Annotated in this window: 11 protein-coding genes; 5 read left to right on the top strand and 6 right to left on the bottom strand. The window is 64.6% G+C overall.

The annotated features are described in order from the left end of the window. Positions 1-25: 25 nt before the first annotated feature. From ACZXDY_RS01775 to trhA, 3 genes are all read right to left on the bottom strand, one after another. Entirely contained in the window at positions 26-1,021 is a 996-nt protein-coding gene (locus ACZXDY_RS01775; protein ID WP_464344213.1) for an alpha/beta fold hydrolase, read from the bottom strand. A gap of 258 nt (positions 1,022-1,279) precedes the next feature. Beyond that, on the bottom strand, positions 1,280-2,074 hold the full coding sequence (locus tag ACZXDY_RS01770) for an SDR family oxidoreductase (protein WP_464344212.1): 795 nt from the start codon (positions 2,072-2,074) through the stop codon (positions 1,280-1,282). A gap of 31 nt (positions 2,075-2,105) precedes the next feature. Next, positions 2,106-2,801 carry a PAQR family membrane homeostasis protein TrhA gene (trhA, locus tag ACZXDY_RS01765; RefSeq protein ID WP_028161747.1) on the bottom strand — a complete coding sequence of 232 codons (696 nt, stop codon included), beginning with the start codon at positions 2,799-2,801 and terminating at the stop codon, positions 2,106-2,108. Positions 2,802-3,015: 214 nt separating this feature from the next. Here trhA and ACZXDY_RS01760 point away from each other — a divergent pair, with 214 nt between their 5' ends. Further along, positions 3,016-4,479: a YcjX family GTP-binding protein gene (locus ACZXDY_RS01760; protein ID WP_464344211.1), complete on the top strand. Its 1,464-nt coding sequence runs from the start codon at positions 3,016-3,018 to the stop codon at positions 4,477-4,479. Next, a complete protein-coding gene (locus ACZXDY_RS01755; protein ID WP_464344210.1) occupies positions 4,476-5,519 on the top strand; it encodes a YcjF family protein in 1,044 nt (347 codons plus the stop codon). Before ACZXDY_RS01760 ends, ACZXDY_RS01755 begins: the two co-directional genes overlap by 4 nt. 99 nt (positions 5,520-5,618) lie before the next feature. Here the strand turns inward: ACZXDY_RS01755 and ACZXDY_RS01750 are convergent, their stop codons facing one another. Continuing rightward, entirely contained in the window at positions 5,619-7,169 is a 1,551-nt protein-coding gene (locus ACZXDY_RS01750) for a glycosyltransferase family 39 protein (RefSeq protein WP_464344396.1), read from the bottom strand. A 502-nt stretch (positions 7,170-7,671) separates the two neighbouring features. On the opposite strand from ACZXDY_RS01750, the gene ACZXDY_RS01745 reads away from it, so the two are divergent. Further along, the gene (locus ACZXDY_RS01745; RefSeq protein ID WP_464344209.1) at positions 7,672-9,408 is read left to right on the top strand and encodes an adenylate/guanylate cyclase domain-containing protein; all 1,737 of its coding nucleotides are present in this window, start codon (positions 7,672-7,674) and stop codon (positions 9,406-9,408) included. 325 nt (positions 9,409-9,733) lie between these two features. Beyond that, positions 9,734-9,934 (top strand): cold-shock protein, encoded by a 201-nt coding sequence (locus ACZXDY_RS01740; RefSeq protein ID WP_028161742.1) that lies wholly within the window; start codon positions 9,734-9,736, stop codon positions 9,932-9,934. A 117-nt stretch (positions 9,935-10,051) separates the two neighbouring features. Here the strand turns inward: ACZXDY_RS01740 and ACZXDY_RS01735 are convergent, their stop codons facing one another. Continuing rightward, entirely contained in the window at positions 10,052-10,702 is a 651-nt protein-coding gene (locus ACZXDY_RS01735) for a hypothetical protein (protein ID WP_051396434.1), read from the bottom strand. 101 nt (positions 10,703-10,803) lie between these two features. Further along, positions 10,804-11,268 carry an Lrp/AsnC ligand binding domain-containing protein gene (locus ACZXDY_RS01730; protein WP_028161740.1) on the bottom strand — a complete coding sequence of 155 codons (465 nt, stop codon included), beginning with the start codon at positions 11,266-11,268 and terminating at the stop codon, positions 10,804-10,806. A 112-nt stretch (positions 11,269-11,380) separates the two neighbouring features. On the opposite strand from ACZXDY_RS01730, the gene putA reads away from it, so the two are divergent. Then, the gene (putA, locus tag ACZXDY_RS01725; RefSeq protein ID WP_464344208.1) at positions 11,381-14,389 is read left to right on the top strand and encodes a bifunctional proline dehydrogenase/L-glutamate gamma-semialdehyde dehydrogenase PutA; all 3,009 of its coding nucleotides are present in this window, start codon (positions 11,381-11,383) and stop codon (positions 14,387-14,389) included. The last annotated feature ends 353 nt before the right edge of the window (positions 14,390-14,742 follow it).

The raw sequence follows: 14,742 nt of genomic DNA, 5'->3' as shown, positions 1-14,742 counted from the left end.
GGGCACGGATATTGGCCCTTAGCCCTCAAAGCCCGCCGAGGAACCGCTCCAGCGCTGCGTTGGTCTCAGCTGGTGCTTCCTGCTGCACCCAGTGGCCGATACCTGGGAGAATGACCGATCCGCGAAAGTCGGTGCAGCCGATCCCGGGGTTCGCATAGAGATCCATGCCGGGAATGAACGCGCGAACCGCGTCGCGCTCGCCGGCCACAAAATACGATGGCTGCGTCACGGGCTTGTTGGCAAACTCCGCCAATTCTTTAAAATCGATATCCTGTGCCCGGTAGCGATTGAGCGGGCCACGGAAGCCGCCGGCGCGAAATGCGTCGACATAGACCTGCAGGTCCTTTTCGCTCATCCAGTCCGGAAACGGCTTCGGATCGATCATCCCGTCAAGCAATTTCGCATCCACCGGTTTATGATCGAGCCACTTGTTGAGCGGGGCGCCACCTGAGATGGCGAAATAGAGTTTTCGCAAAGCGACGGGGATGTCGGCCTCGAGCTCTTTCTCCGCCACGCCTTCGTCCTGGAAATAGAGCTGATAGAAGAAGCGGTCCTTGTAGGTGGCTTTGAACGTGTCGAGAAGCGGCACGGGTCGTCTGGGAATGTAGGGAACACTGAGGCCGGCGACAGCCGTCACCTTGCTCGGGTAGAGCAGCGCGGTATTCCAGACCATCGGCGCGCCCCAATCGTGACCGAACAGGATCGCCTTGCCGTCACCCAACTGATCGACCACGGCGGCGATATCGGAGGCCAGATTGCGAATGGTGTAGGCGGCAATCTCCTGCGGCTTGCAGCTCTGCCCGTAGCCGCGCACGTCAAGCGCCGCCACCTTATAGCCGCGCTCCGAGAAATGATCGATCTGGTGACGCCACGAGTACCAGAGCTCGGGAAACCCGTGAACGCAGACGATCAGGGGACCGCGGCCGGCGACGGCCACAGTGAGGTTGATCGATCCGTTCCGCACCGTGACGAAATCCATGACGTCCTCGCAGATGTCCGTTCGCAGTTTACTCTTGCTCATGCTCGCGCGGATGGAAAGGGCGTGGATGCCCGAACATGGCTACATCCGTAACGCGGCACCGACGCGAAGAGTCCTCCTCCGTGACGGGATAGTGCGGAGCGCGCGGCTCTCTCCGGCTGTCGTCCCGGGCTTGACCCGGGACCCATAACCACAGGCGTTAATAGTACGCTCCGCTGCAACTGCGTGCTCGCGCCACAACAACTCCCTGTGGTTATGGGTCCCCGCTTTCGCGGGGACGACGCGAGTATGGGCTGCGCGCTACTTCCCGTGCTCTTCACGCATCCTGGCCTGGATCTTGGCCATGCCGCCGATCCAGCGGTCGTAGTTCTCGGTCTTCTTGCGCATGTAGCCGAGCACCTGCGGGTGCGGCAGGATCAGGAAGGTTTCTTGCTCGATGCCGCGCAACGCGTCCTGCGCAACCTGTTCTGCCGTGAGGTCGCCGTCGCCGGATTGCGGGCCCTTCGGGATCGAGCGCAGCATGTTGGTGTCGACGCCCTGCGGGCAGAGGATCGAAACCTTGATGCCGTCGGCGCGATGCGAGATCGCGAGGTTCTCGGCAAAGCCGACCGCGGCGTGCTTGGTGGTGGAATAAGCCGGGCTGCCGACCTGCGACAACAGACCGGCCGCCGAAATGGTGTTGAGGAAATAGCCTTCGCCGCGCGCCTTCATGCGTGGAACCAGATGCCGCGCGGCATAGACATGGGCCATCACATGGATCGCCCAGCTCCGCGCCCAAGGCTCATCGGAGGTGCCGCCGGCGTTCACGGAGAGCGGATCGAAGCCGCCGCCGATCCCGGCATTGGAACAGAACAGCGCGATCGGGCCGAACATCCGCTCGGTCGCCTCGATCACATGCAGGACGTTCTTCTCCTGCCCGACGTCGCATTTGAATGCCGCGCCGCCCACGGAGGCTGCGACCTTCTCAGCAGCCGCATGGTCGAGATCGACCACCACCACCTTGGCGGCGCCCGCGCGGTGGAACACTTCACACAGCGCCTTGCCGATGCCATTGCCGCCACCGGTGACGACCACGACTTTTTCTGCCACCTGCATGGCCCCCTCCCGATTTTTAGTTGTCAGCGCCTCAGCTCGCGAGCACGAGGTCGAGGATCGCCGTATAATGGCAGGCCGCGCCAAGCAAGACAAAACAGTGCCAGATCGCATTCTGGAAGCGCAGCCGCTGCCACGCGTGGAATACCACGCCGAGACTGTACAAGACGCCGCCCGCGACCACGAACCACAGTGCCATCGCCGGCAGCACCTTCACCACCGCATCATAGAGCATCGCCCCGCTCCAGCCCATGGCGAGATAGAGCCCGACCGACAGCCGGTCGAAGCGGCCCGGCAGCGTCAATTTCAGCACGATGCCGACAATCGCCACACACCAGACCCCGATCAGGAGCGCGATGGCAAAATAGCTCTCCCGCAATTCCATGATGAAGGGCGTATAGGTCGCGGCGATCAGGACATAGATCGCCGAATGGTCGAACCGGCGCAGCACCCATTTGGCGCGCGACACCGGCCAGAGATTGTAGGTCGCCGACAGCACCAGCATCGCCAAGAGGCCCGCGACATAGACCGAGACCACCGCGACATCGCCCGGTGTCGCGTAGATAGCCGTCAGCACGATCAGCACGGTGGCGGCGATCAGGCCGAAACAGATGCCGACGACATGGACGATGCCGTCGGCGATCAGTTCGGCGCGGTCGTAGTTCCAGATCACGGCACCGGCCGCGTGGATCGAATTGGAGGCGAGTTGCTTCAGTCGGAATATCGTCATGACCAGTCGGCGCGCACGGTAGAAGCGAGGGGACATCGGCGTTGGGAGGTTAGCCGATCTAGTACCCTATCGTCGTGGCTGTTTTTTGAACCGGCGATGAACGGGGCCGCCAGCGGCAGACTGACGAAGTGCTTGATTTTGGCCCATCAATTGCCATTTTGCGGATAATCGTTCGCCAATTGCCCTCCTCCCGCCCGAGTTGCTCCTCGCCTGCATGGCCCTCAATCTCACCGATATTGTCGAGGAAGCGCGCCTGTCGGCGCGCGCGCTCTGGGACTATGGCGACAGTTTCTTCAACCCGACCGTGCGGCTCGGCGTCACCGGGCTATCGCGTGCCGGCAAGACGGTGTTCATCACGGCGCTGATCCATGGATTGACCCGCGGCGGCCGCTTTCCGGTGTTCGAGGCCTATGCCTCGGGCCGGATCGCCCGGGCGCGTCTGGAGCCGCAGCCCGACGATGCGGTGCCGCGCTTCGACTATGAGAACCATGTCCGCACCCTGGTCGAGGAACGGCGCTGGCCGAACTCGACCACCGACATCAGCGAGCTTCGCCTCGTCATTGACTACCAGCGGCAAAATGGCGCGGACCGCACGCTCACCCTCGACATCGTCGACTATCCCGGCGAGTGGCTGCTCGACCTGCCGCTGCTGAGCAAGAGCTTTGAGCAGTGGTCGGCGGAGAGCCTTGCGCTTTCACGCGAACCGCTTCGCGCCGAACTCGCCGCACCCTGGCATGAGCATCTGAAGACGCTTGATGCCGAAGGCCGCGAGGACGAACAGGCGGCGCTTAAGGCGGCGAAACTCTTCACCGACTATCTTCGTGCCTGTCGCGACGAACGCTTTGCCATGAGCCTGTTGCCGCCCGGCCGCTTCCTGATGCCGGGCAACCTCGCCGGCTCGCCGGCGCTGACCTTCGCGCCGCTCGAGGTTCCCATCGATGGCAGCGCGCCCGACGGCTCGCTATGGGCAATGATGCGGCGGCGGTATGAGGCCTACAAGGACGTCGTGGTGCGCCCGTTCTTCCGCGATCATTTTGCGCGGCTCGATCGCCAGATCGTGCTGGTCGATGCGCTCGCCGCTTTCAATGCCGGGCCGGAGGCGCTGCACGATCTCGAAGCCGCGCTGGCCGGCATCCTGGATTGCTTCCGTATCGGGCGCAGCACGATCCTGAGCGCGCTGTTCCGGCCGCGGATCGACCGCATTTTATTTGCGGCAACCAAGGCCGATCATCTGCATCACCAGAGCCATGACCGGCTGGAAGCGATCCTGCGGCGCACGGTGGCGAAGGCCGCCGACCGCGCCGAATTTGCCGGCGCCGCAATCGACGTGGTGGCGCTCGCCGCGGTGCGCGCGACCCGCGAAGCGCAGGTGGCGCGCGGCCGCGAAAAACTGCCGTCGATCCTGGGCACGCCGGCGCCGGGCGAATCCGCCAATGGGGAGACCTTCGACGGCGAGACTGAGGTTGCGACCTTTCCGGGCGACCTGCCCGCCGATCCCGAGGAACTGTTCAGGGGCACCTTCCGCGGCCTGTCCAGCGCGACCGCCGACAAGGCCGATTACCGCTTCCTGCGATTTCGGCCTCCGAAGCTGGTGCGGGAGGGTGACGAGGAACCCGCCCTGCCCCATATCCGTCTTGACCGCGCGCTCCAGTTCCTGATCGGAGACCGACTGCAATGAGCGAGAAAACGCCCCACCGGCGGCCGGCGACCTTCAAGCTCGACGACCCCTCCGTGATCGTGATCGACGCGGACGAGAAGGGCCGGCCCGCCCGCGGCACCATCCAGATCACGCCGGAGCCAGATCCGGCGCTGCTGCCGGTGCCGGTCGATGCGCCGCTTGCGCCGGCGCGCCGCGGCTTCCGCTGGGGCACGCTGTTCTGGGCCGCGGCCGGTGGATTGATGCTGCTCGGCGCCGGCCTCGGCGTCATCCACCTGATCGAGGATCTGTTTGCGCGCAACCAAGGGCTCGGTTTCGTCGGACTCGCATTGGCCGTGGTCGCGACGGTCGCGTTGCTCGTCGTCATCGGCCGCGAGGCCTTTGGACTAGCGCGGCTGGCGACGATCGAGAAACTCCATCTGCGCGCCGCTGACGTGCTGCTCAGCGACGACCGCGCGGCAAGCCGCGCGATCGTGAATGATCTGCTCAAGCTCGCGCACGAGAACCCGCAACTCGCCCGCGCCCGCGCCACGCTGCAAGGCCATGCCGATGACATCATCGACGGCGCCGACATGATCAAGCTCGCCGAGCGCGAATTGATGACGCCGCTCGATGAGGAAGCGCGCCGGCTGGTGTCATCGGCGGCGCAGCGGGTCTCGGTCGTGACGGCCGTGAGCCCGCGTGCGGCGATCGACGTGCTGTTCGTGTTCGTGGCGGCGCTGCGCATGATCCGGCAATTGGCCTACCTCTATGGTGGCCGGCCCGGTGCGCTCGGCATGTTCAGTCTGATGCGCCACGTGATCACGCATCTGGCGATCACCGGCGGCGTGGCCGCCAGCGACAGCGTGATCCAGCAGATGCTCGGCCACGGCATCGCCGCCAAGCTCTCGCAGCGCCTCGGCGAAGGCGTCCTCAACGGCCTCCTCACCGCCCGCCTCGGCCTCGCCGCGATCGAGGTGACCCGGCCGTTGCCGTTCACCGCGTTGCCAAGGCCGGCGCTCGCTGATCTTGCAAAAGACTTGCTGCGCAAGCGCGACGACGAAGAGCGTGGCGCAGGTTGATGTGCCTTCGCCCCTTGTGGGAGAGGGCTGCTCCGGCAACCAACTCGGTCGGGTGAGGGGTCTCTCTCCACATGCATGGGCGCTCGCGGAGAGAACCCCTCATCCGGCAGCCTTGGGCTGCCACCTTCTCCCACAAGGGGAGAAGGTGCAGGTCGCGTCCGGCGCGAGCAATATCGCCAGCACGCGCCAGCGGAAGAGTGGCGAATCCGGTGGCGGCGCGAGTTCGGGGGTGTAGCCGGTCAGCTTCTCAAGCAAAAAGCTGTCCATCACCATGCCGCGCCAGACGCGCTCGACGCGTTCGAGCGGCTGGCGCACGGTGCCTGCCGCATCCAAAAATGGCATCTGGCTGTCGAGCTCGCGCACGACATAGATGCCGGCGTGATCCCTGATGCGGTCCATGCCGGGATCGCGGAAGCCCTGGAAGCGGCCGCGCTCGTTGAGCTGGACCACGGGCACGCGGCCATTGAAGAACCAGCGCAGCATCGCATAGGTGCGGTAGTCAGTGGTCGCGATCCAGCTCGCGCCCTGCTTCTGCAATTGATCTTCGACCCGCGCGGCGAGCTGCTCGTAACCGGCTTCGCCGCCGATCGGATCGGTGCGGCCGATGAAATTGAAGGGCGTCGCGACATAATAGACGAACACGCAGATGACGAAGGCGATGCCTGAGATCACCGCGATCCGCGCCCAGGAGATGGTCGCGCGGATCATCCATTTCGGCCAACCTTCGCGCGGGAGCATGGCGATGTTGATGGCGGTGGCGGCAAAGCCGGCGGGCCACAGGAACATCGGCCAGGTGTCGCCGACCCGCAGCGTCAGCGACTTCCACAGGAAATAGAAGAACGGCGCGATCACCGCGGTCGAGAGCAGGATCGCCACCGGCTCGCCGGTGCGATAGCCGCGCCATGCGGTGAGCGTGATGCCCGACAGCACCACCGGCAGCACCACGAATCCGACCAGGCCGAGCTGCAGCGCGAAAAACTCACCCAGGGTGCGGAGCGAGAACGGATGATCGGCGGTGGCGCGCACCGCCTGGAAGCGGAACGAGGCCCAATCATGCTGGTGATTCCAGATCAGCACCGGCGAGAACACGAGGATCGCGATCACGACGGCAAAATAAGGATAGGGGCTGGAGAGCCAGCGCCACCGCCAGGACGGCACCAGTATGAACGCCACGACTGCCGGCAGCAGCATGATCGCGGTGAATTTCGAGAGCAGCGCAAGTCCACCGAACAGGCCGGCGGCGAGCCACCAGCGCGGCTCGCCGCTTTGGGTGAGCCGCACCAGCGACCACAACATCGCGACCGCAAACGGGATCATCGCGATGTCGGGCGCGACCTTCGCCATCAAGAGGCCGTAATAGAGCGCGGCCTCCGGCAACAGCAGCGCCAGCACGACCGCCCTGAAATCATGGGTAACGCGGCGGACGATATCGGCGAGCAGGAGCTGGGTCACGAGCATCGCCAGAATGCCGGCAAAGCGCGCCCCGAGATTGGTGTCGCCGAAGTTCGCGGTGCCGAAGCGGATGAACCAGGCGATCATGGGGGGATGATCGAGGAACGACAGCACGTTCTCCTTCGACCAGGTCCAGTAATAAGCCTCGTCCGTGCGCAGGTCGAGCACGGCCGCATAGATCAGGCGCAGAACCGTCATCGCCGCGATCAGGGCGATCACGACGGGCCATGACGGCGCGGAAGGATAGTCGTCCGGCGTTGCGCGGCCGGACTTGAGCGGGATATTCGTCACGGCCGCGCTTTTCCTAGACTCCCAGCGGGGTGTCAACGTGTCGCGGGAAAAGAATGATAGGCGGGCGTTCCGGAAGACCGGCTCATGACAGGTGTGTAATTTGGGCGCGACTGGAGCAGCGAGCTCCCACCTCTCCCTTGGGAGAGGTCGGATTTCACGCGGCACGCGTGGAATCCGGGTGAGGGGTTCAGGTCTATCTGTGGGCGGACGTTCCTCGAGAGGCCGGGACCCCTCACCCGGATTGCATCTGTCGATGCAATCCGGCCTCTCCCACAAGGGGAGAGGCGGACTTGAGAGCGCGGAGGCATTATACGTTATACGACTATAATGGAACGGCACGAGGTCGGGACGGCGATGGTATTTGGCAGGGAATAAGGCATTAGATTTGACGATAGTAGCTACAGATCACATGGCCACCTCTGCGCGCCAGCAGTTACGAGAATTTTTCCGCGGCATCGGCTTGCGGCAGGTTCGGCTCGCCTGCGGCACCATTCTGTTCGCTTATCTGGTCAGCCATTTCCTTAATCACGCGCTTGGCAATATCTCACTGGACGCACTGGCCTGGGGCGTCGAGTGGCACACCGCCTTCTGGCAATTCCCACCTATCGCCTTCATCTTCTACAGCGCCTGCCTCGTGCATTCCGGGCTCGGCATCTGGGCGCTGTATCAGCGCCGCCAGTTCGGCTGGAAGGCGATCGAGCCGCTGCAGCTGCTGTTGGGCTTGAGCATCCCTTTCCTGATCATCGCCCATATCGTGGGCGTGCGGCTCAGCCATACGCTGTACGGGCACGAGAAGCTGTATCCGCAGGAACTCTATATATTCTTCGTCGGCGCGAAACAGAGGCTGTGGCCGATGCTCGCGGTGCTGGTCATCGCCTGGGTGCACGGCTGCATCGGGCTATATTTCTGGCTGAGGATGCGCCGCTTCTTCAGACGCGCGGCGCCGTTTCTACTGGCGGCCGCCGTGCTGATCCCGACGCTGGCGCTGCTCGGCGTCTACCAGGGTGGACGCACCGTGATCGCCGACAGCACCGATCCCGCGTGGCGGCACGACAACCTGTCAGCGCAACATGTCGGTACGCTGGAGCAGGCTGACATGCTCGACCGTATCACCGGCGGCATGACGATCGGTTATGTCGGTCTGCTTGCCCTGGTGCTGCTCGCGCGCGGCGGACGCGCCATCCTTGAGCGGCGCGGCGGCATGATCAGCCTGTCCTACGGCAATGGCCGCACCGTCCGGGTCCCCAAGGGATTGAGCGTGCTGGAGGCGAGCCTGCGCCACAACGTGCCGCATGCCTCGGTCTGTGGTGGCCGCGCGCGCTGCTCGACCTGCCGCATCCGCATCATCGGCGACTGCAGCATGCTGCCCGAACCTTCGCCGCGCGAGGCCTTCGTGCTCGGCCGCGTCGGATCGACCGATCCCTCGGTCCGGCTCGCCTGCCAGCTCAAGCCGACCACCGATCTCTCCTTCTTCCAGCTCTTCACCCCGCACACGATGTCGGCCAACGCGCATGCGTCGAACCCGACGCGGATCGGGCAGGAGCGCTATCTCGTCAGCCTGTTCGTCGACATGCGCGGCTCGACGCAACTTGCGGAGACGCGGCTGCCGTTCGACACTGTCTTCATCGTCAACCGCTTCCTCAGCGCGGTGTCGCAGGCGGTGATCGAAAACGGCGGCCAGCCCAACCAGTTCGTCGGCGACGGCATGCTGGCGCTGTTCGGACTCGCGAGCAGCCGACAGCAGGCCTGCCGGCAGGCACTGCGCGCGGCGGCGCAGATCGGCAAGAACATTGAGGAGCTGAACGAATTCCTGAGCCATGACCTGCCCGAGCCGATCCGCTTCGGCATCGGCATCCATGGCGGCGAGGTGATCGTCGGCGACATCGGCTATCGCGACCACATGGTGTTCACCGCACTCGGCGACGCCGTTAATGTCGCGGCGCGATTGCAGGATATGACCAAGCTGCTCGGCTGCGAAGCCATCTTCTCCGAGGAGGTGCGCATCACCGCAGGCCTGGCCGCCGATGCGCTGCCCCAACAGGAAGTCGCGATCCGCGGCCGCAACGAGCCGATGACCGTGCGCACGGTCGACGACACGCGCACGCTATCCGCGGTGGCGAGCGGCGATCAGGTGGTCGCGGCCTGACTATCATCTGCTAATCGCGGCGGCCGCTGCCGCATCGTCAACGTCGGCATGCGCTGATGGTGAGCGCTGACTCACGAAGCTGCGGCCGCGCCAGATGCCCGAGACTTGCCGCGATTGGCCGATCTTTTCCACGGGAATGAAGGGTAAATAGGCAAAAGGGCGCAAAAGCGCCGCGAAACGGCGTGTTTCCGCCAAAATCACGCGTGAGCTTTGCCCTACCAAGCGCGACGCAATCTGCGTTATCCTGCGCCTTGCGAACATGCCGGGGTGTGCGGGGACCGGCACGCTCGTTTAATTATTTGATTTTCCGCCGGAGACGACGTGAATGGCTAAAGGTACTGTAAAATGGTTCAACCCGACCAAGGGCTACGGATTCATTCAACCCTCATCGGGTGGCAAGGACATATTCGTTCATATCTCAGCGGTTCAGAAGGCCGGGCTTACGACGCTCAATGAGGGGCAGTCGGTCGAGTACGACGAGATCGCCAATCGTGGCCGGACATCGGCGGAGAATTTGAAAGTCTAGGATACCCAGCAAAGGTCGCACTCTCGGGGATGCGTCTGGGGGTGACGTCCAAACAAATTCCACCAGAGGGAAGCGTTCACAAGGAGCTGAGCGCGCGCATCCGCGCGTCGGCCACTTTCAGTCCTCCGTGACCCATTGGGCGACGGGCATGACGTCCGGCGGCTGCAGATAGCCTCGCGGCCAGAGATCGACGGCCCATTCCACCTTGGTGGCGCGTTCGACCAGCACCGCGGTGTTGTGCGGCGTCTGCAGCACCAGCGTGTTGCCGCGGTAATGCGGATCGCCAACGATGTGATGTTTCAGCAGATTCCATTGCTGCAGGACCAGCAGCAGGCTCGTGGTGTTGCGGGTGGTGTCCCAGCAATCGTAATTGTGCTTGTCGTCGAAATAGCGGAAATCGGCCTTCGCCACGCGCTTGTCGGTGCCGATGATCGGGCCCATGCGACGGTCGAACCACATCACTGCTTTTTGCACCGCAGCACGCTCGGCCGCCGCGGAGGCGCGGCCCGCATTCATGATCTGCGTCAGCGCGGCGCGGTCGGCAGCGCTGAAATCCAGGGTCTCGCGACGCCGGCAGACGAAGCCGTAGCAGACCGTCATCGCGTTCGCCGACGGCGGATAGATCGACACCGACGTGTAGAGCGCCTCGACCGCCGCGCTCATCTCGGCGCAAGCCGCAGGGCTGGCAAGGAGCGCCAGCAGGCCGGCGCAGACGCCTGCGAGCGTTGCGCGTGGGCCGTGATGCATCGATTGATCCGTGTTGCTCATGCGCCCTGCGCCCAAAGAGGAAGCAAGGATTAGCGTGACGTCCCGGTCCTGCCAATATGCCGAAGCGGAACCTGTGGATCACATCTCGCCCAACGAAAGTGCTAGGCAACCGGCAGCGGCGCGTCGCGCTTGACCTCTTCCATCACGGCGTAAGTGCGCGTCTCCTTCACGCCGGGGAGCGCGAGCAGGCTCTCGCCGAGGAAGCGGCGATAGGCGGTCATGTCGGCGACGCGCGCCTTCACCAGATAGTCAAAGCCGCCAGCGACCATGTGGCACTCCAGGACCTCAGGCGCGGCCCGCACGGCGTGCGCGAACTTTTCGAAGACATCGGGCGTCGTCTTGTCGAGCATCACCTCAACGAACACGAGCAGCCCGAGGCCCAGCCGGTGCGGATTGAGGCGGGCGCCGAACCCCTCGACAAATCCCTCGCGCTGCAGCCGCTTCAGCCGTTCGCCGACCGATGTCGGCGACAGCCCGATGCGCTCCGCCAGCTCGACATTGGCGATTCGGCCGTCGTCCTGCAGAATTTCGAGGATTTTGCGGTCCGTTTTATCTAAATCAGGCATATATCAACCATAATAGTCGTATTGGCTTATTTTCTAAGGCATATGGAAGAATATGTCTATCGAAATACGGTTCGGATGGAAGTAGGGTCTTGGTGGGTCTGAGGAAAACGGCATGCCGGTCGAATACGCTTCTCTTCCACCTTTCAGCGCGGCCTATGCGCCGGACGATGTCGCGATCGCGGCGCGGCTGCTGCCCGATGCGCGGCTCGGCACGGCGCAGGAAGCACGGATCGATGCCACCGCGACGCGGCTGATCGAGGCGATCCGCACCAATGACGATCCGCTGGGCGGCATCGAGGACATGCTGCGGGAATTCGCGCTCTCGACGAAAGAGGGCCTGGCGCTGATGGTGCTGGCGGAAGCCCTGCTGCGCGTGCCGGATGCACGGACCGCCGACCTGTTTATCGAAGACAAGCTGGGCCAAGGCGATTTCGTCAATCACGAGACCAAATCGACCGCGTTCCTGGTCAATGCCTCGGCCTGGGCGCTCGGCATGTCTGCGCGCGTGATCCAGCCCGGGGAAACGCCGCAGGGCACGATCGGGCGACTGACCAAACGGCTTGGCGCGCCGGCGGTGCGTGCCGCCACGCGGCAGGCGATGCGGCTGATGGGCAGCCACTTCGTTCTCGGCGAGACCATCGAGGCGGCGCTGTCGCGGGCGCATTCGCAGTCGGCTGAGAAACCGCGCTATTCCTTCGACATGCTCGGCGAAGGCGCGCGCACCGCCGAGGACGCCGAGCGCTATTTCAATTCCTATGCGCGTGCAATCGAGGCGATCGGGCGCGCGGCGGATAGCCGTCCCCTGCCCGACCGGCCCGGCATTTCCGTCAAGCTCTCCGCGCTGCATCCGCGTTTCGAGGCGGTGAGCCGCGGCCGCGTGATGGGTGAGTTGGTGCCGCGGCTGGTCGAACTCGCGCGGCAGGCCAAGGCGTTCAACCTGAACTTCACCGTCGACGCCGAGGAAGCCGACCGGCTGGAATTGTCGCTCGACGTGATCGCCGCTGCCTTTGCTGACGATGCGCTTGCCGGCTGGGACGGCTTCGGCCTCGCGATCCAGGCCTATCAGAAGCGCGCCGGCGAGGTGATCGACTATGCCAGTCAGCTTGCGCTACGCCTGAACCGCCGGATGATGGTGCGGCTGGTCAAGGGAGCCTATTGGGACACCGAGATCAAGCGCGCGCAAGAGCGCGGGCTCGCCGACTATCCGGTGTTCACACGCAAGGCGATGACGGATCTGAACTACGTCGCCTGCGCAAGGAAGCTGTTGGCGTTGCGGCCGCGGCTGTTTCCGCAATTCGCGACCCACAATGCGCTCACCGTCGCGACCATCCTGGAGCTGGCCGGCGACGGCAGCAGCTTCGAATTCCAACGCCTGCATGGCATGGGCGAGGCGCTCTATGCGCAGCTTGCCAAGGATCGCCCCGATATCGCCTATCGCACCTACGCGCCGGTCGGCAGCCATCGCGACCTGCTCGCCTATCTGGTGCGACGGCTGCTCGAGAACGGCGCCAATTCGTCGTTCGTCGCGCTCGCGGCCGATGAAGCGGTGCCCGTGAAGACATTGCTGCGCCGGCCGGCCGACATCATCGGCACGGCAGAGCATGCGCGCCATCCGAACATCCCGCTGCCGCAGGATCTCTATCGGCCGGAGCGGCAGAATTCGCGCGGGATCGAGTTCGGCGAACGCGCCGCGCTGCATGGCCTGCTGACGGCGGTCGACGCCGAAACAGCGCCGACGGCTACCAGCAGCGAGGTCACGCCAGAACAGGCGAGTGCCGCGGTCGCCACGGCGCGTGGCGGATTTTCCCGCTGGAGCCGGACGCCGGCCGAGACGCGCGCTCAAATCCTTGAACGCGCCGCGGAGCTGTTGCAGCAACGTGCCGCGCATTTCATCGCGCTGCTGCAGCGCGAAGGCGGCAAGACGCTGGACGACGCGCTCTCCGAGGTGCGCGAGGCCACCGATTTCTGCCGCTATTACGCCGCGCAGGGCCGCAAGCTGTTCGGCGACGGCGAGACGATGCCGGGGCCGACCGGCGAGAGCAACACGCTCGTCTTGCGCGGCCGCGGCGTCTTCGTCGCGATCTCGCCGTGGAATTTTCCATTGGCGATCTTCCTCGGCCAAGTGACATCCGCGCTGATCGCAGGCAATTCGGTGGTGGCAAAGCCGGCCGAGCAGACGCCGTCGATCGCAACTGAGGCAGTCGCGCTATTGCACGAGGCGGGCGTGCCTGCTTCCGCCCTGCAGCTCGTGCAGGGCGACGGCCGGATCGGCGCGGCCCTGGTGGCGCATCCTGACATCGCAGGCGTCGTCTTCACGGGCTCGACCGAAGTCGCACGATCGATCAACCGCACGCTGGCCGCCAAGGACGGCCCGATCGTGCCGCTGATCGCCGAGACCGGCGGCATCAATGCGATGATCGTCGATGCCACCGCGCTCCCCGAGCAAGTCGCCGACGATGTCGTGACCTCGGCGTTCCGCTCCGCCGGACAGCGTTGCTCGGCGCTGCGGCTGCTGTTCGTCCAGGACGACGTCGCCGACCGCACGATCGAGATGATCGCGGGCGCGGCGCGCGAATTGAAACTTGGCGATCCCACCGATCCCTCAACCCATGTCGGACCGGTGATCGATGCGGAGGCAAAACAGCGGCTCGATGCGCACATCGCGCGGATGAAGCGGGAGGCGCGCGTGCATTTCGCCGGCACTGCACCGGAGGGCAACTTCGTCGCGCCGCATATCTTCGAACTGGCGAGCGCTAGCCAGCTCACCGAAGAGGTGTTCGGCCCGATCCTGCACGTGGTGCGCTATCGCGCGGAAAATCTTGATGACGTGCTGCGTGCGATCGAAGCGACGGGCTACGGGCTGACGCTCGGCGTCCACTCGCGCATCGACGACGCCGTCGAGGATATCGTCGAGCGCCTTTCGGTCGGTAACATCTACGTCAATCGCAACATGATCGGCGCTGTCGTCGGCGTGCAGCCATTCGGCGGCTGCGGTCTCTCCGGCACCGGGCCCAAGGCCGGCGGGCCGCATTATCTGGCGCGGTTTGCGACCGAGCAGACCGTGACGATCAATACGGCGGCAGCCGGCGGCAATGCGGCGCTGCTGGCGGGCGGGGAGTAAGCCAACGTCGCAATGACGGGCTAGCACCGCTGTCCGCCCCTCATGGTGAGGAGCGCGCAGCGCGTCTCGAACCATGAGCCCCGCCGGTGGCCTCGCCCTTCGAGACGAGCGCTCCGCGCTCTCCTCAGGGTGAGGGGATAGATTGGAATGCGCGGCTCTCTCCACGTCGTTACGAGCGAAGCGCAGCAATCCATCTCTCCATGTTCGCGGAGGCATGGATTGCTTCGTCGCTCCGCTCCTCGCAATGACGGCCGAAACAGCCGTTGCATCCCCCACCCCAGATAGGTCAAATGTCGCTTCCTCGGGATCATCGGCAGCGGTAATTCCGCCTCACGAACAACAGCAACAAACGT

This window comes from Bradyrhizobium sp. LeoB3 (assembly GCF_055456055.1).
The sequence above is the reverse complement of the archived record's forward strand: the minus strand, read 5'-3'. Positions and strand labels throughout refer to the sequence as shown.